This window comes from Streptomyces angustmyceticus (genome assembly GCF_019933235.1).
GTDB classification, from domain to species: Bacteria; Actinomycetota; Actinomycetes; order Streptomycetales; family Streptomycetaceae; genus Streptomyces; species Streptomyces angustmyceticus.
Genome location: NZ_CP082945.1, coordinates 5,219,854 through 5,244,802, shown reverse-complemented (window position 1 = coordinate 5,244,802; position 24,949 = coordinate 5,219,854). Strand labels below are relative to the sequence as shown.

The 24,949-nt window shown below is 73.7% G+C and carries 20 protein-coding genes and 1 tRNA gene; 13 read left to right on the top strand and 8 right to left on the bottom strand.

Going from position 1 to position 24,949, the window contains the following annotated elements; genetic code table 11:
* Positions 1-96: 96 nt before the first annotated feature.
* Positions 97-753, bottom strand: a complete 657-nt coding sequence (locus K7396_RS23530) for an SACE_7040 family transcriptional regulator (protein WP_086716501.1) — start codon at positions 751-753, stop codon at positions 97-99.
* A 135-nt stretch (positions 754-888) separates the two neighbouring features.
* Between K7396_RS23530 and K7396_RS23525 the strand changes: the two genes are divergently transcribed.
* From K7396_RS23525 to K7396_RS23510, 4 genes are read left to right on the top strand one after another with little or no spacing between them, the layout of a single operon-like run.
* The gene (locus tag K7396_RS23525; protein ID WP_086716502.1) at positions 889-2,520 is read left to right on the top strand and encodes a carboxyl transferase domain-containing protein; all 1,632 of its coding nucleotides are present in this window, start codon (positions 889-891) and stop codon (positions 2,518-2,520) included.
* A gap of 17 nt (positions 2,521-2,537) precedes the next feature.
* Positions 2,538-4,544 (top strand): acetyl-CoA carboxylase biotin carboxylase subunit, encoded by a 2,007-nt coding sequence (locus tag K7396_RS23520; RefSeq protein WP_086716503.1) that lies wholly within the window; start codon positions 2,538-2,540, stop codon positions 4,542-4,544.
* A complete protein-coding gene (locus K7396_RS23515) occupies positions 4,541-5,482 on the top strand; it encodes a hydroxymethylglutaryl-CoA lyase (RefSeq protein ID WP_086716504.1) in 942 nt (313 codons plus the stop codon). The genes K7396_RS23520 and K7396_RS23515 overlap by 4 nt, the downstream gene beginning before the upstream one ends.
* Positions 5,483-5,487: 5 nt before the next feature.
* A complete protein-coding gene (locus K7396_RS23510) occupies positions 5,488-6,648 on the top strand; it encodes an acyl-CoA dehydrogenase family protein (RefSeq protein WP_086716505.1) in 1,161 nt (386 codons plus the stop codon).
* Between the two features lie 117 nt (positions 6,649-6,765).
* On the opposite strand, the gene K7396_RS23505 is transcribed toward K7396_RS23510, so the two are convergent.
* A complete protein-coding gene (locus K7396_RS23505) occupies positions 6,766-8,370 on the bottom strand; it encodes a beta-N-acetylhexosaminidase (protein ID WP_086716506.1) in 1,605 nt (534 codons plus the stop codon).
* Positions 8,371-8,559: 189 nt separating this feature from the next.
* Between K7396_RS23505 and K7396_RS23500 the strand changes: the two genes are divergently transcribed.
* Both K7396_RS23500 and glmS read left to right on the top strand, forming a co-directional pair.
* The gene (locus K7396_RS23500; RefSeq protein ID WP_086716507.1) at positions 8,560-8,850 is read left to right on the top strand and encodes a hypothetical protein; all 291 of its coding nucleotides are present in this window, start codon (positions 8,560-8,562) and stop codon (positions 8,848-8,850) included.
* A gap of 74 nt (positions 8,851-8,924) precedes the next feature.
* Entirely contained in the window at positions 8,925-10,754 is a 1,830-nt protein-coding gene (gene glmS / locus K7396_RS23495; protein WP_086716508.1) for a glutamine--fructose-6-phosphate transaminase (isomerizing), read from the top strand.
* Positions 10,755-11,146: 392 nt separating this feature from the next.
* Here the strand turns inward: glmS and K7396_RS23490 are convergent, their stop codons facing one another.
* Positions 11,147-11,668, bottom strand: a complete 522-nt coding sequence (locus K7396_RS23490; RefSeq protein WP_018093093.1) for a universal stress protein — start codon at positions 11,666-11,668, stop codon at positions 11,147-11,149.
* Between the two features lie 1,020 nt (positions 11,669-12,688).
* Between K7396_RS23490 and K7396_RS23485 the strand changes: the two genes are divergently transcribed.
* The 3 genes from K7396_RS23485 to K7396_RS23475 all read left to right on the top strand — a co-directional run bounded on the left by K7396_RS23485 (position 12,689) and on the right by K7396_RS23475 (position 14,836).
* A complete protein-coding gene (locus K7396_RS23485; RefSeq protein WP_086716510.1) occupies positions 12,689-13,975 on the top strand; it encodes a helix-turn-helix domain-containing protein in 1,287 nt (428 codons plus the stop codon).
* 5 nt (positions 13,976-13,980) lie between these two features.
* Entirely contained in the window at positions 13,981-14,598 is a 618-nt protein-coding gene (gene orn, locus K7396_RS23480; protein ID WP_086716511.1) for an oligoribonuclease, read from the top strand.
* A gap of 162 nt (positions 14,599-14,760) precedes the next feature.
* A tRNA-His gene (locus tag K7396_RS23475) sits at positions 14,761-14,836 on the top strand.
* 427 nt (positions 14,837-15,263) lie between these two features.
* On the opposite strand, the gene K7396_RS23470 is transcribed toward K7396_RS23475, so the two are convergent.
* The 3 genes from K7396_RS23470 to K7396_RS23460 all read right to left on the bottom strand — a co-directional run bounded on the left by K7396_RS23470 (position 15,264) and on the right by K7396_RS23460 (position 18,637).
* Positions 15,264-16,319, bottom strand: coding sequence for a chitinase (locus tag K7396_RS23470; protein ID WP_086717060.1), 1,056 nt, complete (start codon positions 16,317-16,319; stop codon positions 15,264-15,266).
* 228 nt (positions 16,320-16,547) lie between these two features.
* On the bottom strand, positions 16,548-17,948 hold the full coding sequence (locus K7396_RS23465; RefSeq protein WP_086717061.1) for a sensor histidine kinase: 1,401 nt from the start codon (positions 17,946-17,948) through the stop codon (positions 16,548-16,550).
* Positions 17,945-18,637 (bottom strand): response regulator transcription factor, encoded by a 693-nt coding sequence (locus tag K7396_RS23460; protein ID WP_086717062.1) that lies wholly within the window; start codon positions 18,635-18,637, stop codon positions 17,945-17,947. Before K7396_RS23460 ends, K7396_RS23465 begins: the two co-directional genes overlap by 4 nt.
* Before the next feature lie 109 nt (positions 18,638-18,746).
* On the opposite strand from K7396_RS23460, the gene K7396_RS23455 reads away from it, so the two are divergent.
* Positions 18,747-19,328 (top strand): RAD23 family protein, encoded by a 582-nt coding sequence (locus K7396_RS23455; RefSeq protein ID WP_174886872.1) that lies wholly within the window; start codon positions 18,747-18,749, stop codon positions 19,326-19,328.
* Positions 19,329-19,414: 86 nt separating this feature from the next.
* On the opposite strand, the gene K7396_RS23450 is transcribed toward K7396_RS23455, so the two are convergent.
* Positions 19,415-20,275, bottom strand: a complete 861-nt coding sequence (locus K7396_RS23450) for a spermidine synthase (RefSeq protein WP_152104447.1) — start codon at positions 20,273-20,275, stop codon at positions 19,415-19,417.
* 187 nt (positions 20,276-20,462) lie between these two features.
* A complete protein-coding gene (locus K7396_RS23445) occupies positions 20,463-20,774 on the bottom strand; it encodes a chaplin (RefSeq protein WP_086717871.1) in 312 nt (103 codons plus the stop codon).
* A gap of 385 nt (positions 20,775-21,159) precedes the next feature.
* On the opposite strand from K7396_RS23445, the gene K7396_RS23440 reads away from it, so the two are divergent.
* The 3 genes from K7396_RS23440 to K7396_RS23430 are packed head-to-tail and all read left to right on the top strand — an operon-like array spanning position 21,160 to position 24,887.
* On the top strand, positions 21,160-22,110 hold the full coding sequence (locus tag K7396_RS23440; protein WP_223660177.1) for a hypothetical protein: 951 nt from the start codon (positions 21,160-21,162) through the stop codon (positions 22,108-22,110).
* Positions 22,111-22,170: 60 nt separating this feature from the next.
* On the top strand, positions 22,171-23,403 hold the full coding sequence (locus tag K7396_RS23435) for a glycosyltransferase family 4 protein (protein WP_223660176.1): 1,233 nt from the start codon (positions 22,171-22,173) through the stop codon (positions 23,401-23,403).
* Positions 23,400-24,887 carry a sugar transferase gene (locus tag K7396_RS23430; protein WP_152104448.1) on the top strand — a complete coding sequence of 496 codons (1,488 nt, stop codon included), beginning with the start codon at positions 23,400-23,402 and terminating at the stop codon, positions 24,885-24,887. The genes K7396_RS23435 and K7396_RS23430 overlap by 4 nt, the downstream gene beginning before the upstream one ends.
* The last annotated feature ends 62 nt before the right edge of the window (positions 24,888-24,949 follow it).

The window sequence follows — 24,949 nt, the reverse complement described above, 5'->3', positions numbered from 1 at the left end:
TCACTAAAGCTGTCCAGAGGAGAACGGTGCCCGGTGGGCGACGCCACACCCGCCCCGTGCGCACTCCCGCGCATGCCGCGCCCCGACCGGCGCGCACTACGCCCCCGGCACGCCCACCGCGACGGACTCCCCCGCCGCCGGCTCGCCGCCCGACGGCTCCCCGGCCACCGCGCCGAAGGCCCCCAGCGCCAGCCGGTGCAGCAGCTGCGCCATCTCCGTACGGCCCGGCAGGGCGCCGGGGCGGCCGAGGTGCGGGGTGGAGTTGAGCAGGCCGAAGACGGCGTGCACCGCGGCGCGGGCCCGGGACTCGGACGGGACCGGGTGGACCCGGCGGACCACCTCCACCCACAGCTCGACGTACTGCCGCTGGAGCTGGCGGACCCGCTTGCGGTCGGCCTCCCGCAGCCGGTCCAGCTCCCGGTCGTGCAGGGTGATCAGCGGCCGGTCGTCGAGCGCGAAGTCGATATGGCCGTCGATCAGCGCGTCCAGCACCGCCGCGGGGCTCTCGCCGCCCTCCGCGACCCGCATCCGGCCGCCCTCCAGCAGCCGCTCGCTGATGCCGACGAGCAGCTCGGCGAGCATCGCGTCCTTGCCGGCGAAGTGCCGGTAGAGGCCCGGGCCCGAGATGCCCACGGCCGCCCCTATCTCGTCCACGCCGACGCCGTGGAAACCGCGCTCCGCGAAGAGCCGGGCGGCCTCCTTGAGGATCTGCTCGCGGCGGCTGGTCGGGGCGGGGGCCTGCGCATTACTCATGCCGTCGATTGTAGACAGCCGGGTTAGTGCTCGTTAACCTGAAGCCATATGTGGTTAACGCCCATTAACCCGGATGGCCCGGCGGCCGCCGACCGCGGCACCGGGACAGTCGACCGAGCAAGGGGGCTCGTACTGATGGAGCAGGCACCGGTGCTGGGGAGTACCGCCGATCCGGCGTCCGACTCCTGGCGGGCCAATGAGGCCGCGCACCGCGAGCTGGCCGCCGAGCTGCGCGAGAAGCTCGCCGCGGCCCGGCTGGGCGGCGGCGAGAAGGCCAGGGCGCGGCACACCGCGCGCGGCAAGCTGCTGCCGCGCGACCGGGTGGACGCCCTGCTGGACCCGGGCTCGCCGTTCCTGGAGCTGGCGCCGCTGGCCGCGGACGGGATGTACGGCGGGGCCGCACCGGCCGCGGGCGTGATCGCCGGCATCGGCCGGGTCTCCGGCCGCGAGACGGTGATCGTCGCCAATGACGCCACGGTCAAGGGCGGCACCTACTACCCGATGACGGTCAAGAAGCACCTGCGGGCGCAGGAGATCGCCCTGGAGAACCGGCTGCCCTGCCTGTATCTCGTGGACTCCGGCGGCGCCTTCCTGCCGATGCAGGACGAGGTCTTCCCCGACCGGGAGCACTTCGGGCGGATCTTCTACAACCAGGCGCGGATGTCGGGTGCGGGGATTCCGCAGATCGCCGCGGTCCTCGGCTCCTGCACGGCGGGCGGCGCGTACGTCCCGGCGATGAGCGACGAGGCCGTGATCGTCCGCGATCAGGGCACGATCTTCCTGGGCGGCCCGCCGCTGGTGAAGGCCGCCACCGGCGAGGTCGTCACCGCCGAGGAGCTGGGCGGCGGCGAGGTGCACGCCAAGACCTCCGGCGTCACCGACCACCTCGCCGAGGACGACGCGCACGCCCTGCGCCTGGTGCGCACCATCGTCGGCACCCTCGGCGAGCGCGAGCCGCTCCCGTGGACCGTGCGGACCGTCGAGGAGCCCAAGGCCGACCCGGCCGGGCTCTACGGCGTGGTGCCCGCCGACTCCCGGACGCCCTACGACGTCCGCGAGGTGATCGCCCGGCTGGTGGACGGCTCCCGCTTCGCCGAGTTCAAGGCGGAGTACGGCACGACGCTGGTCACCGGCTTCGCCCATATCCACGGCCACCCGGTCGGCATCGTCGCCAACAACGGCATCCTGTTCTCCGAATCCGCCCAGAAGGGCGCCCACTTCATCGAGCTGTGCGACCAGCGCGGCATCCCGCTGCTGTTCCTGCAGAACATCTCCGGCTTCATGGTGGGGCGCTCCTACGAGGCCGGCGGCATCGCCAAGCACGGCGCGAAGATGGTGACGGCGGTGGCCTGCACCCGCGTGCCCAAGCTGACGGTCGTCATCGGCGGCTCCTACGGGGCGGGCAACTACTCCATGTGCGGCCGGGCCTACTCGCCCCGCTTCCTGTGGATGTGGCCGAACGCCAAGATCTCGGTGATGGGCGGCGAACAGGCCGCCTCCGTCCTCGCCACCGTCAAGCGCGACCAGCTGGAGGCGCGCGGCGAGGAGTGGAGCGCCGAGGAGGAGGCCGCGTTCAAGGCGCCGGTCCGCGAGCAGTACGAGACCCAGGGCAACGCCTACTACGCGAGCGCGCGGCTGTGGGACGACGGCGTGATCGACCCGCTGGAGACCCGGCAGGTGCTGGGCCTGGCGCTGACCGCCTGCGCCAACGCCCCGCTGCCCGAGAAGGACCGCACCGCGCCCGGCTACGGCGTCTTCCGGATGTGAGAGGGATGTCCCCGGCAATGGCCACCAACTTCGACACCGTACTGATCGCCAACCGCGGCGAGATCGCGGTCCGCGTCATCCGCACCCTGCGCGCCCTCGGCATCCGCTCGGTCGCGGTCTACAGCGACGCGGACGCCGACGCCCGCCATGTCCGCGAGGCCGACACCGCCGTCCGCATCGGCCCGGCCCCGGCCGCCGAGAGCTACCTGTCCGTGGAGCGGCTGCTGGACGCGGCCGCCCGGACCGGCGCCCAGGCGGTCCACCCCGGCTACGGCTTCCTCGCCGAGAACGCCGCCTTCGCCCGCGCCTGCGCGGACGCCGGGCTGGTCTTCATCGGCCCGTCCGCCGACGCCATCGAGCTGATGGGCGACAAGATCCGGGCCAAGGAGACGGTGCGCGAGGCCGGCGTCCCGGTCGTCCCCGGCTCCTCCGGCAGCGGCCTGGACGACGGCCAACTGGCCGCCGCGGCCCGGGAGATCGGCATGCCGGTGCTGCTCAAGCCGTCCGCGGGCGGCGGCGGCAAGGGCATGCGGCTGGTGCGCGAGGAGGCGCTGCTGGCCGACGAGATCGCCTCCGCCCGCCGCGAGGCCCGCTCCTCGTTCGGCGACGACACCCTCCTCGTCGAGCGCTGGATCGACCGGCCCCGGCACATCGAGATCCAGGTGCTGGCGGACGGCCACGGCAACGTCATCCACCTCGGCGAGCGCGAGTGCTCCCTCCAGCGCCGTCACCAGAAGGTCATCGAGGAGGCCCCCTCGGTCCTGCTGGACGAGGCGACCCGCGCCGCGATGGGCGAGGCTGCCGTGCAGGCGGCCCGCTCCTGCGGCTACCGCGGCGCCGGCACCGTCGAGTTCATCGTCCCGGGCAAGGACCCGGCCTCCTACTACTTCATGGAGATGAACACCCGCCTCCAGGTCGAGCACCCGGTCACCGAGCTCGTCACCGGCATCGACCTGGTCGAGTGGCAGCTGCGGGTCGCGGCCGGCGAACACCTGCGCCACGCCCAGGAGGACATCACCCTCACCGGGCGCGCCATCGAGGCCCGGATCTGCGCCGAGGACCCGGCCCGCGACTTCCTGCCGACCGGCGGCACGGTCCTGGCGCTGCACGAGGTGCAGGGCGACGGGCTGCGCACGGACTCCGGCCTGTCCCAGGGCGTGGAGGTCGGCAGCCGGTACGACCCGATGCTGTCCAAGGTCATCGCCCACGGCCCGGACCGGGCGAGCGCGCTGCGCCGGCTGCGGGCCGCGCTGGCGCAGACGGTCACCCTCGGGGTGACCACCAACGCCGGTTTCCTGCGGCGGCTGCTGGCCCACCCGGACGTGGTCTCCGGCGAGCTGGACACCGGCCTGGTGGAGCGCGAGGCGGCCGGGCTGGTCGACGGCGCGGTCCCGGACGAGGTGTACGCGGCGGCCGCGGCGGTGCGGCAGGCCGCCCTGGAGCCGGCGGTGGACGCGGGCGGCTGGCGCGACCCGTTCGCCGCGCCGAACGGCTTCCGCCTCGGCGGCGAGCCCGCCCCGGTCCGCCACTGGCTGCGCGTCCCCGGCCACGACCCGGTCGCGCACGACGTACGGCCGGGCCCGGAAGCGTCCCGGCAGGTCACACCGGACCACGTCCGGGTCACCGTCGACGGGGTGCTGCACACCTTCCGCCGCAGCGGCGACTGGCTCGGCCGGGACGGCGACTCCTGGCAGGTGACCTCCCACGACCCGGTGGCCGCCGCGCTGCGCGGGGCCGCGGGGGCCCACGGCGCGGACACCCTGGCCGCCCCGATGCCGGGCACCGTCACCGTCGTCAAGGTCGCCGTCGGCGACGAGGTGGCCGCCGGCCAGGGCCTGCTGGTGGTGGAGGCGATGAAGATGGAGCACGTCATCTCCGCGCCGCACGCCGGCACCGTCACCGAACTGGACGTCACCGCGGGCTCGACCGTCGCCATGGACCAGATCCTGGCCGTGATCGCCCCGCACGCGGAGCCCGACGGGGCCGCGACGGCGCCGGAGGACGAGGAGGGGAGCGCCCGATGACCGCGCCCGGACTGCCGATGGAGGTCCCCGCGGAGGGACTGCCCACCCGCGTACGGATCCACGAGGTCGGCGCGCGCGACGGCCTGCAGAACGAACAGGCGGTCGTCCCCACGGAGATCAAGGCGGAGTTCATCCGCCGGCTCGCCGGCGCCGGCCTGCCCACCGTCGAGGCCACCAGCTTCGTCCACCCCAAGTGGGTGCCCCAGCTCGCCGACGCCGAGCAGCTGTTCCCGCAGCTCAACGGCATCGATCCGCACCGCCTCCCGGTGCTGGTGCCCAACGAACGCGGCCTGGACCGCGCGCTCGCCCTGGGCGCCCGCCGGATCGCGGTGTTCGGCAGCGCCACCGAGTCCTTCGCCAAGGCCAACCTCAACCGCACGGTCGACGAGGCGCTGGCGATGTTCGCGCCGGTCGTGGCGCGCGCCAAGGACGCCGGGGTGCACGTCCGCGGCTACCTCTCGATGTGTTTCGGCGACCCCTGGGAGGGCCCGGTGCCGGTCGCGCAGACCGTCCGGGTCTGCCGGGCGCTGCTCGACCTGGGCTGTGACGAGCTGAGCCTGGGCGACACCATCGGCGTGGCCACCCCGGGTCATGTGCAGACCCTGCTGGCCTGTCTCAACGAGGCCGGCGTGGCCACCTCCCGGATCGGTGTGCACTTCCACGACACCTACGGGCAGGCCCTCGCCAACACCTTCGCCGCGCTGCAGCACGGCGTCACCACCATCGACGCCTCGGCGGGCGGCCTCGGCGGCTGCCCCTACGCCAAGAGCGCCACCGGCAACCTCGCCACCGAGGACCTCGTGTGGATGCTGCACGGTCTCGGCATCGAGACCGGGGTCGACCTGGACCGACTGGCCGCCACCAGCGTGTGGATGGCGGACGTCCTGGGCCGGCCGAGCCCCTCCCGCACCCTTCGCGCCCTCTCCCACAAGGAGTGACCCTCATGTCCCTGGACCACCGTCTGCCCGCCGAGCTGGAAGAACTCCGGCGCACCGTCGAGGCGTTCGCGCACGACGTCGTCGCCCCGAAGATCGGCGAGTACTACGAGCAGCACGCGTTCCCGTACGAGATCGTGCAGGAGATGGGCCGGATGGGCCTGTTCGGCCTGCCGTTCGCCGAGGAGTACGGCGGGATGGGCGGCGACTACCTCGCGCTCGGCATCGCCCTGGAGGAGCTGGCCCGGGTCGACTCCTCGGTGGCCATCACCCTGGAGGCCGGCGTCTCACTGGGCGCCATGCCGCTCTACCACTTCGGCACCGAGGAGCAGAAGCGCGAGTGGCTGCCCAAGCTGTGCAGCGGTGAGGTGCTCGGCGCCTTCGGCCTGACCGAGCCGGACGGCGGCTCGGACGCCGGCGCGACCCGCACCACCGCGGTGCGGGACGGCGACGACTGGGTGATCAACGGCAGCAAGTGCTTCATCACCAACTCCGGTACGGACATCACCGGTCTGGTCACGGTCACCGCCGTCACCGGCCGCAAGGACGACGGCAGCCCGCTGATCTCCTCGGTCATCGTGCCGTCCGGCACCCCCGGCTTCACGGTCGGCGCCCCGTACTCCAAGGTCGGCTGGAGCGCCTCCGACACCCGCGAGCTGTCCTTCTCCGACGTCCGGGTCCCGGTCGGCAACCTCCTGGGCGAGGAGGGCCGCGGCTACGCCCAGTTCCTGCGGATCCTCGACGAGGGCCGGATCGCCATCGCGGCGCTGGCCACCGGCCTGGCGCAGGGCTGTGTGGACGAGTCGGTGCGCTACGCCAAGGAGCGGCACGCCTTCGGCCGCGCCATCGGCACCAACCAGGCCATCCAGTTCAAGATCGCCGACATGGAGATGCGCGCCCACACCTCCCGGCTGGCCTGGCGCGATGCCGCGTCCCGGCTGGTGCACGGCGAGCCCTTCAAGAAGGAGGCCGCGCTCGCCAAGCTCTACTCCTCCGAGATCGCGGTCGACAACGCCCGCGAGGCCACCCAGATCCACGGCGGGTACGGCTTCATGAACGAGTACCCGGTGGCCCGGATGTGGCGGGACGCCAAGATCCTGGAGATCGGCGAGGGCACCAGCGAGGTCCAGCGGATGCTGATCGCCCGGGAGCTGGGCGTCGGCGCCTGACCCGGACGCCCTCCGGCCGGCCCCTGCCCGCGCGGGGCCGGCCGGGGCGCCGGTGAGCGCCGCCCGCTTCCCGCGAGGCCGGCCGGGCGCCCTCGGACGCCCGGCCGGCCCGGCACGTCACCCGGCGGGCCAGGGCACCTCCGGGGAGCGGTAGTAGTTCATGCCCAGCGCGTCCCAGCGCGGTCCCTGGGCGGCCAGCCGCGCCCTGTAGTCGTCCCAGTCGTGGGTGCGGGCCGGGGACCAGCCCAGCTCCGCGATGCCGGGCAGCCGCGGGAAGGCCATGTACTCGATGTGGGCGGAGGTGCTCAGTGTCTCCGACCACAGGGGCGCCTCGACGCCCAGGACGGAGTCCGCGGGCGCCCCGTCGAGGTAGCGGCCCGGGTCCCAGTCGTAGGACCGCCGGACGCCGACGTAGCCGGCCCAGTTCAGGCCCAGCGGTGTGTTCCTGTCGTACTTCATGTCGAGGTAGGCGCGGTCGGCGGGCGAGAGGATCAGCCGGGTGCCGTTCCGGGCGGCGTCGGCGACCTGGGTGCGCTCCGCCGTGCCGGTCTTGTCGTAGCCCCAGTACTGGGCGACGGCGCCCTTCGCCGGGTGCGCGCCGGTCAGCTGGTGCCAGCCGATCACGCTCTTGCCGTACTTCGCGACCACCGGCTGCACCTTGTCCATGAAGGCCACGTAGTCGTCGTGGCCGGTGGAGTGCGCCTCGTCGCCGCCGATGTGCAGCGCCCTGCCGGGGGTCATCGCCGCCAGCTCGCGCAGGACGTCGTCCACGAACTCGTACGTCTCCTTCTTGGGGACGCACAGCGAGCTGAAGCCGACGTGGGTGCCGGTGTAGAGCGGCGGCGCCTGGCCGTTGCAGTTGAGCGGGGCGTACGAGGCCAGCGCGGCGTTGGTGTGGCCCGGCATGTCGATCTCGGGCACGACGGTCAGGTAGCGGGCGGCGGCGTAGCGGACGATCTCGCGGTAGTCGTCCTTGGTGTAGTGGCCGCCGGGGCCGCCGCCGACCTGGGTGGAGCCCCCGTAGGTCGCGAGCCGCGGCCAGGACGCGATGGCGATCCGCCAGCCCTGGTCGTCGGAGAGGTGCAGATGCAGCTTGTTGATCTTGTACAGGGCGAGCTGGTCGATGTACCGCTTGACCTGCGCGACGGTGAAGAAGTGCCGCGAGACGTCCAGCATCGCCCCGCGGTAGGCGTAGCGCGGGGCGTCGGTGATGGTGCCCCCGGCGATCCGCCAGGGCCCGCGTACGGCGCGCCCGCGCTCCACCTCGGCCGGCAGCAGCTGGCGCAGGGTCTGGACGCCGTGGAAGAGGCCGGCCGGGCGGGCGGCGCTGAGGGTGACCCCGCGGCCGCCGGAGGTCAGCCGGTAGCCCTCGCGGCCCAGGCCGTCGGTGCCGCTGCCGCCGAGGCGCAGGACGATGCCGTCCCGGCCGTCCTCGGTGGTCACGGGGAGGCGGAAGCCGGTGGCGGGCCGCAGCAGCCCCGCCAGGTAGCCGGCGACGCCCCGGGCCTCGGCGGAGCCGCCCGGCACCCGGATGCGGGTGCCCTCGCCGAGGGTGTACGCGTCTCCCGTGCCGCGTACGGACGCGGGCGCGGGGATCACCCGGTCCAGTGGGGTGACGGCCCGGGAGGCGGCGCCGGCGGCCCCCGGTGGCGTCACGGCGGCGGTTCCCAGCCCCGCCGCCGCGACCAGCAGCAGCGACAACAGCAGTCTGCGGCGTCTCATCGACGCTCCCTTCGGCGAACCTCGTACAGGACGTCGTGCATGGCATGGAGCGACCGAACGGTGACCATGCGTACCGCGAGCCTCGATTCCGGTCAAGGTTCCGACCACTTTCCGGCCGCCAAATCGGGGACGTGCCCGATAGCGGGCAGATTTCTTGCGATTCCGCTCCGCGCCCCGCAATATCGACGGGTGCTCGAACGCCGTAACCGCAGCGCTGAGGCGCCGCACGAAGACCTGGTGGACCACCTGGTGCGCAGCACGCCGCTGCAGCGCGGTGAGGCCACCCGGGTGGTGCTCGATGTGCTGTCGTACTTCGACGAGACGACGGAGGAGTTCGTCCGCCGGCGTCACCGGGAGCTGCAGTCCCAGGGACTGCGCAACGAGGAGATCTTCGAACGGATCCGCCACGAGATGCCGCACCGCGCCGTGGCCCCGCCCGATCTCTCGGCCCGCCAGCTGCGCCGCCTCGTCTACGGCTGACGGCCACGCCCGGGACGCCGGGCGGCACGGACATTGCCACCACTGCCACAACGTTCTTCTCGGAGGGTCACTTTATGTGCGGGATCGTCGGCTATATCGGCAAACGCGATGTTGCTCCGCTGCTGCTGGAGGGCCTGCAGCGGCTGGAGTACCGGGGCTACGACTCCGCGGGCATCGCCATCCACGCCAAGGGCACCGGCAAGGCCGCGGGCGGCCTGAAGACCGCCAAGGCCAAGGGCCGGGTCCGTGAGCTGGAGTCCCGCCTGCCGAAGCGCTTCGCCGGCACCACCGGCATCGCGCACACCCGCTGGGCCACCCACGGCGCGCCCACCGACGAGAACGCCCACCCGCACCAGGACACCGAGGGCAAGGTCGCCGTCGTCCACAACGGCATCATCGACAACGCCGCGGACCTGCGCACCCGCCTGACCGCCGAGGGCGTCGTCTTCGCCTCGGAGACGGACACCGAGGTGCTCGCCCACCTCATCGGCCGCTCCACCGCCGAGAAGCTGGAGGAGCGCGTCCGCGAGGCGCTGCGCCACGTCGAGGGCACCTACGGCATCGCCGTGCTGCACGCCGACTTCCCCGACCGCATCGTCGTCGCCCGCAACGGCTCCCCGGTCGTCCTGGGCATCGGCGAGCACGAGATGTTCGTCTCCTCGGACGTCGCCGCGCTGGTCTCGCACACCCGCCAGGTCGTCACCCTCGACGACGGCGAGATGGCCACCCTCAAGGCCGACGACTACCGCACGTACACCACCGAGGGCTCGCGGACCACGTCCGCCCCGGAGACCGTCGAGTACGCGGCCGAGTCCTACGACCTGGGCGGCCACGACACGTACATGCACAAGGAGATCTCCGAGCAGGCGGACGCGGTGGACCGCGCCCTGCGCGGCCGGATCGACGACCGCTTCTCCACCGTGCACCTCGGCGGCCTCAACCTCGACGCCCGCGAGGCGCGCGGGGTGCGCCGGGTGAAGATCCTCGGCTGCGGCACCTCGTACCACGCGGGTCAGATCGGCGCCCAGATGATCGAGGAGCTGGCCCGGATCCCCTCGGACGCCGAGCCGGCTTCCGAGTTCCGCTACCGCGACCCGGTCGTGGACCCCGACACCCTCTACGTGGCCGTCTCCCAGTCCGGCGAGACCTACGACGTGCTGGCGGCCGTCCAGGAGCTCAAGCGCAAGGGCGCCCGGGTGCTGGGCCTGGTCAACGTGGTCGGCTCGGCGATCGCCCGGGAGACCGACGGCGGCATCTACGTCCACGCCGGCCCCGAGGTCTGCGTGGTCTCCACCAAGTGCTTCACCAACATGGTGGTCTCCTTCGCCCTGCTCGCCCTGCACCTCGGCCGGATCCGCGACCTGTCCGTCGCGGACGGCAAGCGGATCATCGAGGGCCTGCGCAAGCTGCCCGGCCAGATCGACGAGATCCTCAAGGGCGAGGAGCAGATCAAGCAGCTCTCGGCGCAGTACGCGGACGCCAAGTCGATGATGTTCATCGGCCGGGTGCGCGGCTACCCGGTGGCGCGCGAGGCCTCGCTGAAGCTCAAGGAGGTCTCCTACATCCACGCCGAGGCGTACCCGGCCTCCGAGCTCAAGCACGGCCCGCTGGCCCTGATCGAGCCCGCGATGCCGACCGTGGCGATCGTCCCGGACGACGACCTGCTGGAGAAGAACCGCGCCGCCCTGGAGGAGATCAAGGCCCGCAGCGGCCGCATCCTCGCCGTCGCGCACCAGGAGCAGGAGAAGGCCGACCACACCATCGTCGTGCCGAAGAACGAGCCCGAGCTGGACCCGATCCTGATGGGCATCCCGCTGCAACTGCTCGCCTACCACACGGCGTTGGCCCTGGGCCGGGACATCGACAAGCCCCGCAACCTCGCCAAGTCCGTGACCGTGGAATAAGCATCCGGGAGTGGGCCGCGGCTCCGCGGGCGTGCCACCATGCGCGCCGCGGAGCCGCCGCCTCCCCTTTGCCGGCGTCGCCCAATACGCCGGCGGGATGCCGCCGCCCCGGGAACCGTCACTTCCCGGCCGGCAGCACGAAGTTGCCGTGTGCGCGGCCGCCGGGCCCGTGCCGCGGCGCGCTCACGTGACCGTTTTCTACCCCTCGCCGGCGCACAATTCACCTGCGTCCGCGGAGAGAAATGCGGCTGCGCACAATCCACATGACGCCCCCTCAACTGTGCGCAGGACGCGGAGAATCGATCACCCGGGGCGGCGCGGGGGGATGCGCGGACGCGGCGCATGCCGGGACGGCGCACGACGGGGCGGGGCGGCGGCGCGCGACGGGCGCGTCAGGGAATCACGATCACCGGGCGCTGCGCCCGGCGGGCCAGCCGGCCGGCCACCGAGCCGAAGATCCGGCCGACGATGCCGTGGGTGGAGCCGACCACGATCGCGTCGGCCTCGTACTCCCGGCCGACCTCCTCCAGCTCGTGGCAGATGTCGCCGCCGCGCTCGACCAGGATCCAGGGGACCTCGGTGAGGTGATCGGCGCAGGCCAGCTCCAGTCCGAGCACTTCGGTGCGGTGATCGGGCACGTCCACGAAGACCGGCGGCTCGCAGCCCGCCCAGACGGTCGTCGGCAGCCGGTTGGCCACATGGACGATGATCAACCCGGAGCCGAGGCGCCGGGCCATACCGATTGCATACGCCAACGCGCGTTCGCTCGACATGGAGCCGTCGAAGCCGACCACGACGCCGTGCCGGAACGCGGGGTCGCAGGAATGGCGCGTCTTTTCCGCCGCTTCGAGGTCCGCCATCGGATCGGCGACCTGCTTGCGGTCCGCGGGTTCGGGAATTTCGTGACCGGCCATTGGTGTCTCGGCGAGGGCGTCCTCTTGCGGAGGGGCGAACGGGGAACGGCGATTGACTTGATCCGGCAGTTGACTGAGCTGGCTCGATCGAGGCGCGGGAGCCATAGTTCAAAGAGGAACGATACGACTGGGAATCATCTTCCCAACCCGATACCCCAAGAGTACGGCGCCACTCCCCCGCTGCCCAGAGCCCGCCGCGGACGCGGAGCGCCCGCGCGAGGTGGGTGGGGCCTCGAACGTTCCCCGGAGCATGCCGGAGCGTGGCGCGGATGGCAATGCCCCGGCCTGCCCCCGTACGTACCCCTCACGGTGACCCATGATCGTCGGTGGCGTTGTAGTAGCAGCCCGTCCGAGGGGAGCACATGGTGCCGATGCCGTCCGACAGATCACCCGACCCAGTGAGCGACGTCATGCGCTGGGGCGCCTTCAGTTGCGCCCTGGTGCCCCTCGTACTGATCATCAGCGGGGTCTCCTGGGCCGGAGCGGCCGGCACCGCCGCCGGTCTGGCCGCGGTGACCTGCGCCTGCCGGGCGTTGTTGCGGCAATCCGAACGGACCGCGGCCCGGATCCGGGTGCGCGAAACCGGACGACACCGGGACAGAAGCGCCCGTCCGGTCCCGACGGCGCACGGGGGCGGTCGGCACTCCGAAAGGCGTACGCCGGTCGATTGAGGCGCTTGCAAGTCTGCGCGCGACCGTTTTCAGCCAACTTCCGGCCGAGCTCCGCACCTTGCCTTGAGTACCCCTCAACCCTGGCGTGAGCAGGGAGGAAAGGACCGCTGGGCATGGTTGTGCCCTACTGCGAACGGGCAGAGCCGAGACGCGTACTTCCCATGTAGGCCCGACGAGTGGAACGCTTCGTGATCGAATGCTTCGCGCCAAGTTGCCATATCGACATACCAGCGGGTGGTGAACTTGGCACTCCATCCTCACGGAACACAGTAGATTCGATCTTGGTAGTAACGGCGGGGGAACTGTGCAGGACCGAGAGGGCGAGACGACCGAGGGGGGCTTAAGTGCCATGAGCCAGGACTCCGCTGCCGTACCAGATGCCGCACGCAAGCTCGCCGCCCGACGACGCCGCGAAATAGTCGCGGTGCTCCTCTTCAGCGGCGGCCCCATTTTCGAGAGCTCCATTCCGCTCTCGGTCTTCGGCATCGACCGACAGGACGCAGGCGTCCCGCGGTACCGGCTGCTTGTGTGCGCGGGCGAAGATGCGCCTTTGCGCACGACCGGGGGGCTCGAACTGTCCGCCCCCTACGGGCTGGAGGCGATCTCCCGTGCCGGGACGGTCGTCGTGCCGGCCTGGCGCTCCATCACCCAGGCGCCGCCGCCCGCGGCGCTCGACGCGCTGCGCCGCGCGCATGAAGAGGGGGCCAGAATCGTCGGGCTGTGCACGGGGGCGTTCGTCCTCGCCGCGGCCGGACTGCTCGACGGCCGCCCGGCCACGACCCATTGGATGTACGCGCCGACGCTCGCCAAGCGTTATCCGTCCGTCCATGTGGATCCCCGCGAGCTCTTCGTCGACGACGGCGACGTGCTCACGTCCGCGGGAACGGCGGCCGGCATCGACCTGTGCCTGCACATCGTGCGCACCGACCACGGCGCGGACGCCGCGAACGCGCTGGCCCGCCGGCTCGTCGTGCCGCCCCGGCGCACCGCCTCGGACATGGGACACCAGCGCTACCTCGACAGGTCATTACCTGAAGAGATCGGCGCCGACCCGCTGGCCGAGGTCGTCGCCTGGGCGCTGGAGCACCTCCACGAGCAGTTCGACGTGGAGACGCTCGCCGCGCGTGCCTATATGAGCCGGCGCACCTTCGACCGGCGCTTCCGGTCCCTGACGGGGAGCGCGCCGCTGCAGTGGCTGATCACCCAGCGGGTGCTGCAGGCCCAGCGGCTGCTGGAGACCTCCGACTACTCGGTGGACGAGGTCGCGGGGCGCTGCGGCTTCCGTTCGCCGGTCGCCCTGCGCGGCCACTTCCGCAGGCAGCTGGGCGCCTCGCCCGCCGCCTACCGGGCGGCCTACCGCGCACGGCGGCCGCAGAACGGGTCGGCCGAGCCCGTGCTCAGACCGGAGCGTGCCGAGCGCGCGGACCGGCCGGAGCGCGAGCGGGCGGCCCTGGGCGCGGGAGCGGACCGGTTCTCCGCCGCCGCGCTGGCCGGCCACGGCCTGGGGTCCGCCGAAGCGGGCGAAGCGGGCAAACCGCAGTCGGACGTCTACGCCGCCCGGCTGCCCGAATCCCCGGTGGGGAGGGGAGCTGTCCGGCCCGTGCTGCCCGGACAGCGCGAACGCCCCGTAGGGTGAGATGTATGAACGATCGCATGGTGTGGATCGACTGCGAGATGACCGGCCTCTCGCTGGCGAACGACGCGCTCATCGAGGTGGCCGCGCTGGTCACCGACTCGGAGCTGAATGTGCTGGGCGACGGGGTGGATGTGGTGATCCGCCCCCCGGCCGAGGCGCTCGGCACCATGCCCGAGGTGGTGCGCCAGATGCACACCGCCTCCGGCCTGCTGGCGGAGCTGGACGGGGGGACGACGCTGGAGGCGGCCGAGGCACAGGTGCTTGCGTACATCAAGCAGCATGTGCCGGAGCCGCGGAAGGCGCCGCTGTGCGGCAACTCCGTCGGCACCGACCGCGGCTTCCTGCTGCGGGACATGCCGACGCTGGAGGACTACCTCCACTACCGGATCGTCGATGTCTCGTCCGTGAAGGAGCTGGCCCGGCGCTGGTATCCGCGGGCCTACTTCAACAGCCCGGACAAGAACGGCAACCACCGGGCGCTGGCGGACATCCGCGAATCCATCGCGGAACTGCGCTACTACCGGGAGGCGGTCTTCGTGCCGCAGCCCGGCCCCGACTCGGACACCGCGAAGACCATCGCCGCCAAGCACGTCCTTCCCGCTGAGCCGCAGTCCGCGCCGTAGCAGGGCACAGGGCGCGTGTCGTGCACGTCCCGGCGGGTCCGCCGCGGCGCGCACGACACGCCCTCGGTCCCGGGACACGAAACCTGGGCGCGAGCACCCCTTCGGACCCTGTACACTTTTTCTCAGCCGGTGGGGAAAAAGAACCACACAGCACCGGTCATGGTGGGTATAGCTCAGCTGGTAGAGCACCTGGTTGTGGTCCAGGATGTCGCGGGTTCAAGTCCCGTTACTCACCCCACATCAAGGCCCCCGACCTCAGGTCGGGGGCCTTGGCGTTTCTGCGGGGCGTCGCGGGGGCGGGGAGCGGCGGGGCTTCCGGGAGGCCGTCTGCGTCCGGCTCGGGGGCGTCCGGAAGCCCGTGGTGATCTTCGTGGGTGGGGTGATCTTCGCGCGGTGCTGATCTCCGCGCGGTGCTGATCTCCGCGCGGTGCTGATCTCCGTGGGTGGCGGACGGCCGCCATGGCCCCGGGGCCGGGCGAGGGCCTCGTAGGGCGTCGGCGGCTGCCGCGCCGGGAGGCCGGTGGGAGAGCCGCGGGTGGCGTGGGGGCCGGTGCCGGACGGAGCGCGGCCGGCGACAGACGGCGACGGCGGGGCGCAGCGGTGGGGGGGCCGCTGCGCCCCGCCAGGGGCGGACGGCTCGGCTGGGGGCCGGCCGTCGGTGGGGGTCAGCCGGTGTAGGCGCCGAGGGCCTTGGTGAAGGCGAGCGGGCGCTGCTCGATGGAGCTGCAGGTCGGCTGCGCGGAGGTGGCCGCGCCGCCCGGGCATGCCTGGTCGCGGGTGGCGGACCACATCGACAGCCAGGCCAGGTGCTTGTCCTTGGCGAACTTCACCAGCTGGGTGGCGTCGTCGGTCTTGAAGACCTCGTTCTGGACGTCGTTGACGCCGATCATCGGGGTCACGGCCACGGTCTTCCAGGCGGCCGTGTCGCTCAGGCCGAGGGCCTTCTTCAGCTGGCCGTGGGTGGCGGTGGCGGCCTGGACGGCGTAGGTGCCCATGTCGCCGCTGTAGGAGGAGCCGTAGTCCATCGCCATGATGTTGACGGCGGAGATCTTGACGCCGTTCTTCTTGGCGTCGGCGACCAGGTTCACCCCGTCCTGGGTCAGGCCCTCGGGCATGACCGGCAGGGTGAAGGAGACGTTCAGGCCGGGGTGCTTCTTCTGGAGCTGGGTGATGGCCTGGGCGCGGCGGGTGTTGGCGGCGGTGTCGGGCAGGGCGCCGCCCTCGATGTCGAAGTCGACCTTGGTGAGCTTGAACCGGTCGATGACCTTGCCGTACGCGGCGGCCAGCTCGCCCGCGGAGCCGCAGGCCACGCCGAGCTCGGAGCCGGTGGCGCCGCCGAAGGAGACCCGGACGTCGCCGCCGGCCTTGCGCAGGGCGGGTATCTGCTGGGCCACCGGGTCGCTGCCGAGTTCGCCGGCGCCGCCCCACTTGGGGGTGCAGCCGCCGCCGGAGGTGACGAACGCGAGGTTGAAGTTCTTCACCCCGGTCTTGCGGGCGGTGCCGGCCAGGTCGTGGGCGGGGGCGAGCGAGGTGTCGACGTACGGGGCGAAGCCGGCGGCGGCTTTGGGGGCGGTCTGCTGGGTGCCGGTGCGCGGCGCCTTGGCGGCCAGGGCGGATCCGGCGACGGCGAAGGCGCCGCCGGTCGCGACCACGGCGGCCGCGCCGCTCACGATCAGCTTGGTGGTGCGGCTCTTGCGCCGGCGGTGTGCCGAGGAACTCATCTCGTGCCTGCCTGTCGTCACATGGGGGGGGCGGGGGTGCACCGTGGTGCGTCCCGCACGCTAGCGACAGGGAAACGGACAAATGCCGGGAACGGTGCGGAGGTTGGTGGACTTATGAACGCCTTAAGGAAGCGGAAGGGGGTGGTTAAGAGCCAGGGGCACATGCCCGGTCGGCGGAGGAGGTGAGGGACGGCGGGGGACGGGTTCAGGAGCCGGCGGGCGGCCGGTTCAGGAGCCGGTGGACGCGGTCCGCCGGCGCCGGCCGCCGAGCGTGCGGCGCAGCCGGTGGCCGCGGCGGGCGCCGGGGGCGCGCCGGCCGTCCAGCGCCAGCCAGACCCGTACCTCGGTGCCGCCGAGGACGGAGCGGCCGATGCGCACATCGCCGCCGGTGGACTCGGCCAGCCGTCGCACGATGTCCAGCCCGAGGCCGGTGGAGCCGTCCCCGCCGCCGCCGTGCCCGCGGCGCAGCGCCGCGTCCGGGTCGGCGATGCCGCCGCCGGCGTCCGAGACCAGCACGATCACCGCGTCCTCCGCGTTGTGGACGTCGACCGCGAAGGCGGTGCCCTCGGGGGTGTGGCGGAAGACGTTGCCGAGCATCGCGTCCAGGGCGGCGGCGAGGTCGGGCCGGGCGACCGGGACGCGTACGGGGCGGTCCGCGCCGGCGGTGCGCACGGTGCGGCCCTCGTCCTCGGCGAGCGCCGACCAGAAGCCCATCCGCTCGCGGATCACCTCCGCGGCGTCGCAGCCGGCCGCGGCGGCCGCCTGCCGGGACTGGGCCTTCTGCTCGCGGGCGGTGCGGATGATCTGGTCGACCTCGCGCTCCAGTTGCGCGACCGCGGCGCGGGTCTGCTCGGCGGCCGGAGTGTCCCCGAGGGAGGCCGCGTTGAGCCGGAGCACGGTCAGCGGGGTGCGCAGCCGGTGCGAGAGGTCGGCGGCCATTTCCCGTTCGTTGGCCAGCAGTTGGACGACCTGGTCGGCCATGGAGTTGAAGGCGCTGGCGGCGGAGCGCAGTTCCTTGGGGCCGTCCTCCGGGACGCGGACGCCGAGCTTGCCCGTGCCCAGGTCGTGGGCGGCGCCGGCCAGCCGCTCGGCGGGCCGCACCATCCGGGTGCCGAGCCGGTCGGCGATCGCCACCGAGCCGATGACCAGCGCGAGGCCGACGCCGGCGAGCACCACCCAGGAGGTGGCGACGCCGTTGGTGAGCGCCGCGTCGGGGACGAAGACCTCGACGACGGCGATGCCGGAGGCGACGGCGGTCGGCTGGAGGAGCGAGGAGCCGCCGCGCACCGGGGAGATGGAGGCCCGCCCGAGCTTCGCGGCCGCCGCGACGTCGCGCTGCGCCGCGCGCCGGGATCCGATCTCGGCGGGCCTGCCGTTCTTGCCGCCCGCCGGGACGTGGACGCCGATCCGGCCGCCGGGGCCGGTCTCGGCGCTGGCGACGGCGCGCTCCAGCTGGGTGCGGTCGGTGGTGATGGCGAGGACCGGGCCGATGGTGGCGGCCTGCCGCTCGGCGCTCTGGTAGGCGCGGTCGCGGGCCAGCTCCTTGACGACCAGTCCGAGCGGGACGGCGAAGGCGACCACGACCATGGTGGTGACGGCCAACGCCACCTTGACCAGAGCCCACCTCACTGTGGCGGCTCCAGCTTCACACCGACGCCCCGCAGGGTGTGCAGGTAGCGGGGCCGCGCGGCGGTCTCGCCCAGTTTGCGGCGCAGCCAGGACAGGTGGACGTCGATGGTCTGGTCGTCGCCGTAGGACTGCTGCCAGACCTCGGCGAGGAGTTCCCGGCGCGGGACGACCTCGCCGGGGCGGCCGGCGAGGAAGGCCAGCAGATCGAACTCCCGGCGGGTCAGATCCAGTGCGGTGCCGTCGAGTTCGGCCTGCCGGCGCAGCGGGTCGATGGACAGACCGCCGACCCGTATCACTCGTGAGGGCGGCTTCGCGCCGGCCGCGGTGGCCCGCGAGCGGCGCAGTACGGCCGACATCCGGGCCGAGAGGTGCTCGACGGAGAACGGCTTGGTGAGGTAGTCGTCCGCGCCGTCGTTCAACAGCCGGACGATTTCCGCCTCGTCGTCCCGGGCCGTGGCGATGATCACAGGGACGTCGGTGATGCCGCGGAGCATCTTCAGCGCCTCGCCCCCGTCCAGGTCGGGCAGGCCGAGGTCGAGGATGACGACGTCGAAGCCGACGTGCGCCACCTCGCGGAGCGCCTCCAGCGCGGTACCTACGCTGCGTACCGTGTGGGCGGCCTCGGTCAGATGCCGGATCAGAGCCGAGCGTACGAACTGGTCGTCCTCGACGACGAGCACACGTGCCATGGGCGGCACCGTACGCCATTCGGGCGGGGTTCCCCGCCCGAGGTTGACGAGCGGGCGGCGCACTCCGGCGTACGTGACGGGCTGCAACAGGGCGGGCGGGTGGTGCAGTATGAGCCGGATGCAACGAGGACTGGTTCATGCGGCGGCCTGGACACTGGCGACCGGCGCCGCGGTCACCCTGTCGTGGTTCGGGGTGCACACCGTGCTGTCCGGCACGGCGTACGACGCGCCGCGCGCCCTGCCGCTCACCGGCCGGATGGCGTCCTCGGCGACCGAGAAGGACGACGCCGCGACGCCGCGCGTCTCCTCCACCCACCGCCCCAGGCCGTCCCCGTCGCCCGACCGCGGCCCGACGCCCGACAAGGGCACGCCGTCGCACCCCGCCACCCCGTCCCACAGCGGCGCGCCCCGGTCGCGCTACCCCGGCAGCTCCTCGCCGGGCGGCTCCGCGCCGGCCGCCGACGGCCGGGTCAAGAGCTACGCCACGGCGGGCGGGCGGGTGGTCTTCGACATGGGCAGCCGGTCGGCCGAGTTGGTGTCGGCGACGCCGAACTCGGGCTGGGAGATGCAGGTGTGGAAGCAGGACGGGTGGATCCGGGTCGACTTCTCCGGCGGCGCCGGCCACACGTCCGTGTTCTGCACCTGGAACGGGCATTCGCCGACGGTGGAGACCACGGGCAACGGGGCGTAGCGCGGCCCGCGCCGCGCAGGCGGGCGGACGGGCTGGCTGGCTGGCTGGCGGCAGCACGACGGCCCGGCGTCCCGGGCGTCCCGGCGTCAGTCGAAGACCGCGGCCGGCGGGGCGGGCGAGGCGAGGGCCGTGAGGTCGGTGACCGGGGCCGCGCCGCCGGTGAAGTCCAGCAGCGCCCGGCCGTGTTCGACCCGTCCGGCCTGCGGATCGGTGGCCGCCCGCCGGGTGAGTTCGGCGACCGGCAGCGGCCCCTCGGCGGCGAGCAGCACGGCGTTGCCGAAGCGCTTGCCGCGCAGGACGGCGGGGTCGGCGGTCAGGCACAGCTCGGGAAAGACCGTACGGGCGGTGGCGATCTGGCCGCGCAGGAACCGCAGCGGCGGCCCGTCCGCGAGGTTCGCCGCGTAGAACCCGCCGGGCCGCAGCGCCCGGTGCGCCTCCGTCAGGAACTCGGTGCTGGTCAGGTGCGCGGGCGTGCGCGCGCCGCCGAAGACATCGGCGATGATCAGGTCCGCCCAGCCGTCCGGGACCTTCGCCAGGCCGGCCCGGGCGTCGCCGCCGCGCACCCGTATCCGCCAGCCGCTGTCCCACGGCAGCCGCCGGCGCACGAGGTGGACGAGCGGGGCGTCGATCTCCACCACCTGCTGGGTGGACCGCGGGCGGGTGGCCGCGACATAGCGGGCCAGGGTCAGGGCGCCGCCCCCGAGATGGACGACGCGCAGCGGTTTGCCCGGGGGGCCCGCGAGGTCGGCGATGTGCCCCAGCCGCCGCTGGTAGGAGAAGTCGAGGTACGAGGGCTCGTCGAGGTCCACATGGGACTGCGGGGCACCGTCGATCAGCAGCGTCCAGCCGCGCGGCCGGTCGCGGTCGGGCCGCAGCTCGGCGAGCCCGCCGTCCACCGTCTCGGTGACGGGTTCCGGTCCGCCGCGCCCGCGTCTGCTCTTCGCCATGCACCCCAGTATGGCCCCTGTCCGGCAGGCCGTATCCGCTGGTCAGCGGGGTACGCGCGGCCGGCGGCGGGGCGGGTGGGCGCCGGGCGCCAGAGTGGCGGACCACCCGCGACCGAGGCCGGGGCGATCCGCCGACTCCACTGTGCGACCCATGCCGGCCCGACATCCCTGGCGGACCGGCGCCGGGTCATCGGTTGATGCAGATGTTCCCGAAAGCCGGGTTCAACAGGGAGGCGACAGGCAGGCTGTTGCCGCACACGTTGATCGGGATGTTGATCGGGATCTGGATGTTGTTGCCGCTGAGGATGCCCGGGGAGCCCGCGGCGAAGCCCGCCGCGTTGGCACCGCTCCGGTGGGCGAAGAGATTGCGATGGTCGCTACGGTAATGACCGTTACGGCCGTGGTGACCGTCCCCGCTGGCCGAGGCGACGCCTGCGCCACTTAGCACGATGGCGCAGCCGACCGCGGCCGTTGCGGCGGTCTTGGCGAACCGATTCATCCCATTCTCCTTTCAGTGTGTGAATGGGGCAACCGGTCACAACGAGCGAAATGAGTCAGAGGTGCGGGCATTCCCTCGTCCGGGAAGAAGTTAGCCCTTCTGGCAGAAACTCCGGTGGCGCCGGCGGGGCCGGTATTCCATTGCACCCAATCCCCGGGGGGATCCGGCGTGCCTGTCGCGGATTCCAACATGATTTCTGTCAGAGTGTTCTCCAGTTTGACTGATAGAAGTCGGAGAGGAAGACATGCCGAAGTCGATGGACCGCACCGCGCGCGGCGTCGTATGCGCAGTGGCCTCCTTGGCATTGTCTGCCGCCCTGTCTTCGGCGTCGGCCGCACCGGCCACCGGTGAATCCACACGAATTCCTTTCACCGAGCGCTATCACGTGACCCAGCACGGCGGTATCGCCCGGGCGGCCAACTCCGCGATCGCCCGCACCACCGCGCGACACCGCGCGGCCCGGCCGTGCCCGGCCGCCCAGCAGAGCGGCGCCGGCCACCGGAGCGCCTACCGGACGGCGTTCGCCGACGTCGACTCCGACGCCCGCACCAGCAACTCCAGCAGCGCGCGACTGCGCCTGCCGGCCGGCTCCCGGGTGAGCTACGCCCGGCTGTACTGGGGCGGCAACCTGCGGGGCAGCGCGCACAAGCGGGCCGGTGACAACGGGCGGGTGCTGTTCGCCGGGCCCGGCGGCCACTACAAGCAGGTGCTCGCCGACACCCTGACCGGCCGCCGCACCACCGCGTCGGCCGACGGCTTCCAGGCGTCGGCCGACGTCACCGAACTGGTGCGGAAAAGCGGCGCCGGCACCTACACCGTCGGCCGGATCAATGTCGCCAAAGGCGATTCCCCGGCCGGCACCTGGGGCGGCTGGACGCTGGTGGCCGCGTACGAGAACAGCAGAAAGCCGCTGCGCAGAATCGTCCTGTGGGATGGCTTCCAGCCGCTCGGAAGCGGCCATCGCAGTTTTTCGGTTCGGCTGAACGGATTGAATATCCCGGCGCATTCGCATGGCCGGGCCGGTGTCGTGGCATACGACGCCGACCGCGGCTGCGGAAAGGGCGCGCTCTCCGTGCGGGCGGGCCGGCACCCGGCGCACAGGGTGCACGACGCGGCGAATCCGGCGCGCCACGTGATGAACTCGACGATCACCGAATTCGGCCGGCAGACGAAGCGGCTGCCCGCCCACCGCAACACCCTCGGATTCGACTCCGACGTATTCGACATCACGCCCGCGCTGCGGCCCGGCGGCGACCGGCTCACCTTCCGCTTCACCACCAGCAATCCGGGATATCTGCTCGGCGCGCTCTTCCTGCAGACCGATACCAGGCACTGACCGGCGCGCCCCGGCAATTCCCGCAGAGTTCTGTCCGCCCGGTCATCAGGGGAGCAGTACGTGCTGCGACAAGACCCGCAGGGCCCGGAGCGGCCGACGGTGCTCCATGTCTCCCGGCCCGTCGACGGCAAGGTCGCCCGGGTCGTCACCGACCTGGTGCGGTGCCACACGGCGGCGGGCGTGCGGTCCGTGGTCGCCGCGCCGCCCGGTGGCACGCTGCACCGGGACGCCGCGGCGGCGGGCGCCGACGTGGTCCCCTGGCCGGTCCGCCCGTCCCCCGGCCCGGCGCTCGCCGCCGAGACCTGGCGGCTGGCCCGGCTGATCCGCGCGGTCGGCCCGCACCTCGTCCACAGCCACGGCGGCCGGGCCGGGTGCGCCGTCCGCCTGGCCGTCCGGGGCCGTGTCCCGACGGTCCATCAGCCGCACGCCTGGGCCTTCGAGACGGCCGGAGGGGCGACGGCGCGGGCGGCGCTCGGCGGGGAGCGGTACGCCGCGCGCCGGGCGGACCGGGTGCTGTGCGCGAGCGAGGCGGAGCGGCTGCGGGGGTCCGGGGCGGGGGTGCCGGCCCGGTGGGCGGTGATCCCCAACGGGGTGGACCTGGACCGCTGCGCGCCCGCCCACCGCGAGGACGCGGTGCGGCGTGCGCTCCGCCGGGACCTGCCCGCCCTCGGTGATCTGCCGCCGGACGCGCCCCTGGTGGTGTGCGTGGGACGGCTGTGCCCGCGCAAGGGCCAGCTGTCGCTGCTGCGGGCGTGGCCCGCGGTCGCCGCCGCCGTCCCCGGCGCCCGGCTGGTGCTGGTCGGCGACGGCCCTGACCGGGAGCTGCTGCACGCCGCCGCGCCGCCCGGAGTGCGGTTCGCGGGCGCGGCGCGGGACGCCGTCCCCTGGTACCGGGCGGCGGATCTGGTCGTCCTCCCGTCCCGCGGGGAGGGCGCGGCGCTGGCCCCTCTGGAGGCGATGGCCTGCGGCCGGCCCGTGGTGGTCACCGACGTCGGCGGGGCCGGGGAGTGCCTGCCGCCCGGCGCGGCGGCGCACTGCCTGGTGCCACCCACGGACCCGGCGGCGCTGGCCCGGGCCGTCCGCGGCCTGCTGACCCGCCCCGGGCTGCGCGCGACGCTGGGCCAGCGGGCGCTGGAGCACATGCGGGCGGGCTACGACGTACGGGACACCGCGGCCGCCGTCCTCGGGCTGTACCGCGAACTGCTCGCCCCGCCCGTCCCGGCGGCCCCGGCGATCCCCGCCGTCCCGGAGCCCGCGGCCCGCCCGGAGACCAGGGAGCGGGTCGGCCGATGACGACGGAGCGCGCGGACGCGCCGCCTGCGGCCGGGGCCCTCCCGCCGCCGGCCCTGCCCCGGCCGGCCGCCGCCGTCCGGCAGCCCCGCGGGCCGGGCCGCGCCACCCTGCCCCCGCCCCGGCCCGGCCGCGGCGCCCGGCGGCGGACCGTCGCCCCGCTGCTGGCCGCCGACTGCCTGGCCACCACCGGCACCGCGCTGCTCGTCCCCGGCACCGGGACGGCGCCGGCCGCGACCGCCGCCGTGCTGCTGGTCCTGCTGCTCCACGCCCGCGCCGGTCTCTACCGTCCCGGCCCCGCCCCGCGCGTGCCGACCGACCTGCCGGCGCTGCTGGGCCGGTCCGCCGTCTGCTGGTGCGCGGTGGCCGCGGTGCTCGCCGCGCTCCACCCCGGGCGGGCGCTGCCGCCGGCCGTCCTGGCGGGCGCGGTGGCGGCACACACCCTGCTGGTCTGCGCCGGCCGGGCCACCGTCCACCGGGCGCGCCGCAACGCCGCCCGCCGCGGCCCGCGCGCCGCCCTGGTCGTCGGCACCGACCCGGCCGCGCGGCGGCTGGCCGCCGTGCTGCACGCCCACCCCGAGTACGGCATGCGCCCGGTCGGCATCGTCACCCCGGCGCCGCCCGGCGGACCCGATGCGCTGCCCCCGGCCCGCGGCGGTCCGCCGCGGCTCACCACCGCGCAGGACATCACCCGCGCCGTCATCCGGCACACCGTGCGCGACGCCGTGTTCACCCTGCCGCCGTACGCCGATCCGCACACGACCGCGCTGCTGCGCCGCTTCATCGACCAGGGCTCGGCGATCTGGCTGGCCGGCCCGGCGGCCGCCCGCGAGGGCCGCGCCCCGTACGCCGGCACCGACCGGCTGGGCGGCTTCCCCTGCCGGCGTCTGGACACCTCCCCGCCGCGGCACGGCGGCCCGGCCAAACGGGCGCTGGACCTGGCGCTGGCCGGCCCGGCCCTGGTGCTCGCCGCCCCGCTGCTGCTCGGCTGGGCGCTGGCGCTGCGGCTCGCCGACGGGCCCGGCGTACTCGTCCGCGAGGAACGCACCGGCCGCGGCGGGCGCCCCTTCACCCTGCTGACGCTCCGGACCCTGCCGCCGCGCGGCGCGCACGGGGCGGCGACGCCGTCGGGCGCGGCGGACGACGGCCGCACGGGCCGGGCCGGCAGGCTGCTCCGGCGCGCCGCGCCGGCCGGGCTGCCCCGGCTGTGGAACGTGCTGCGCGGTGAGATGAGCCTGGTCGGGCCGTGCCCGGAGCGCCCCGCCGCCGTCGAGCGGCACACCCGGGCCCACCCGGAGTACGGCACCCGGCACCGGATGCGCCCCGGCCTCACCGGACTCGCGCAGGTGCACGGGTTCGGCGGCGGCACCGCCGTCGAGGACCGGGCCCGCCTCGACGACCTCTACATCGACAGCTGGTCGCTGTGGCAGGACGTCAGGATCCTGCTGCGCGCCGCGGTCCCCCGGGCGCGGAGGGGACGCGGATGAGCGCGGGCGCACCGGCCCGCGTGCCGCCGTTCGCGCGGGCGCTGCCCGCGGACCAGACCACG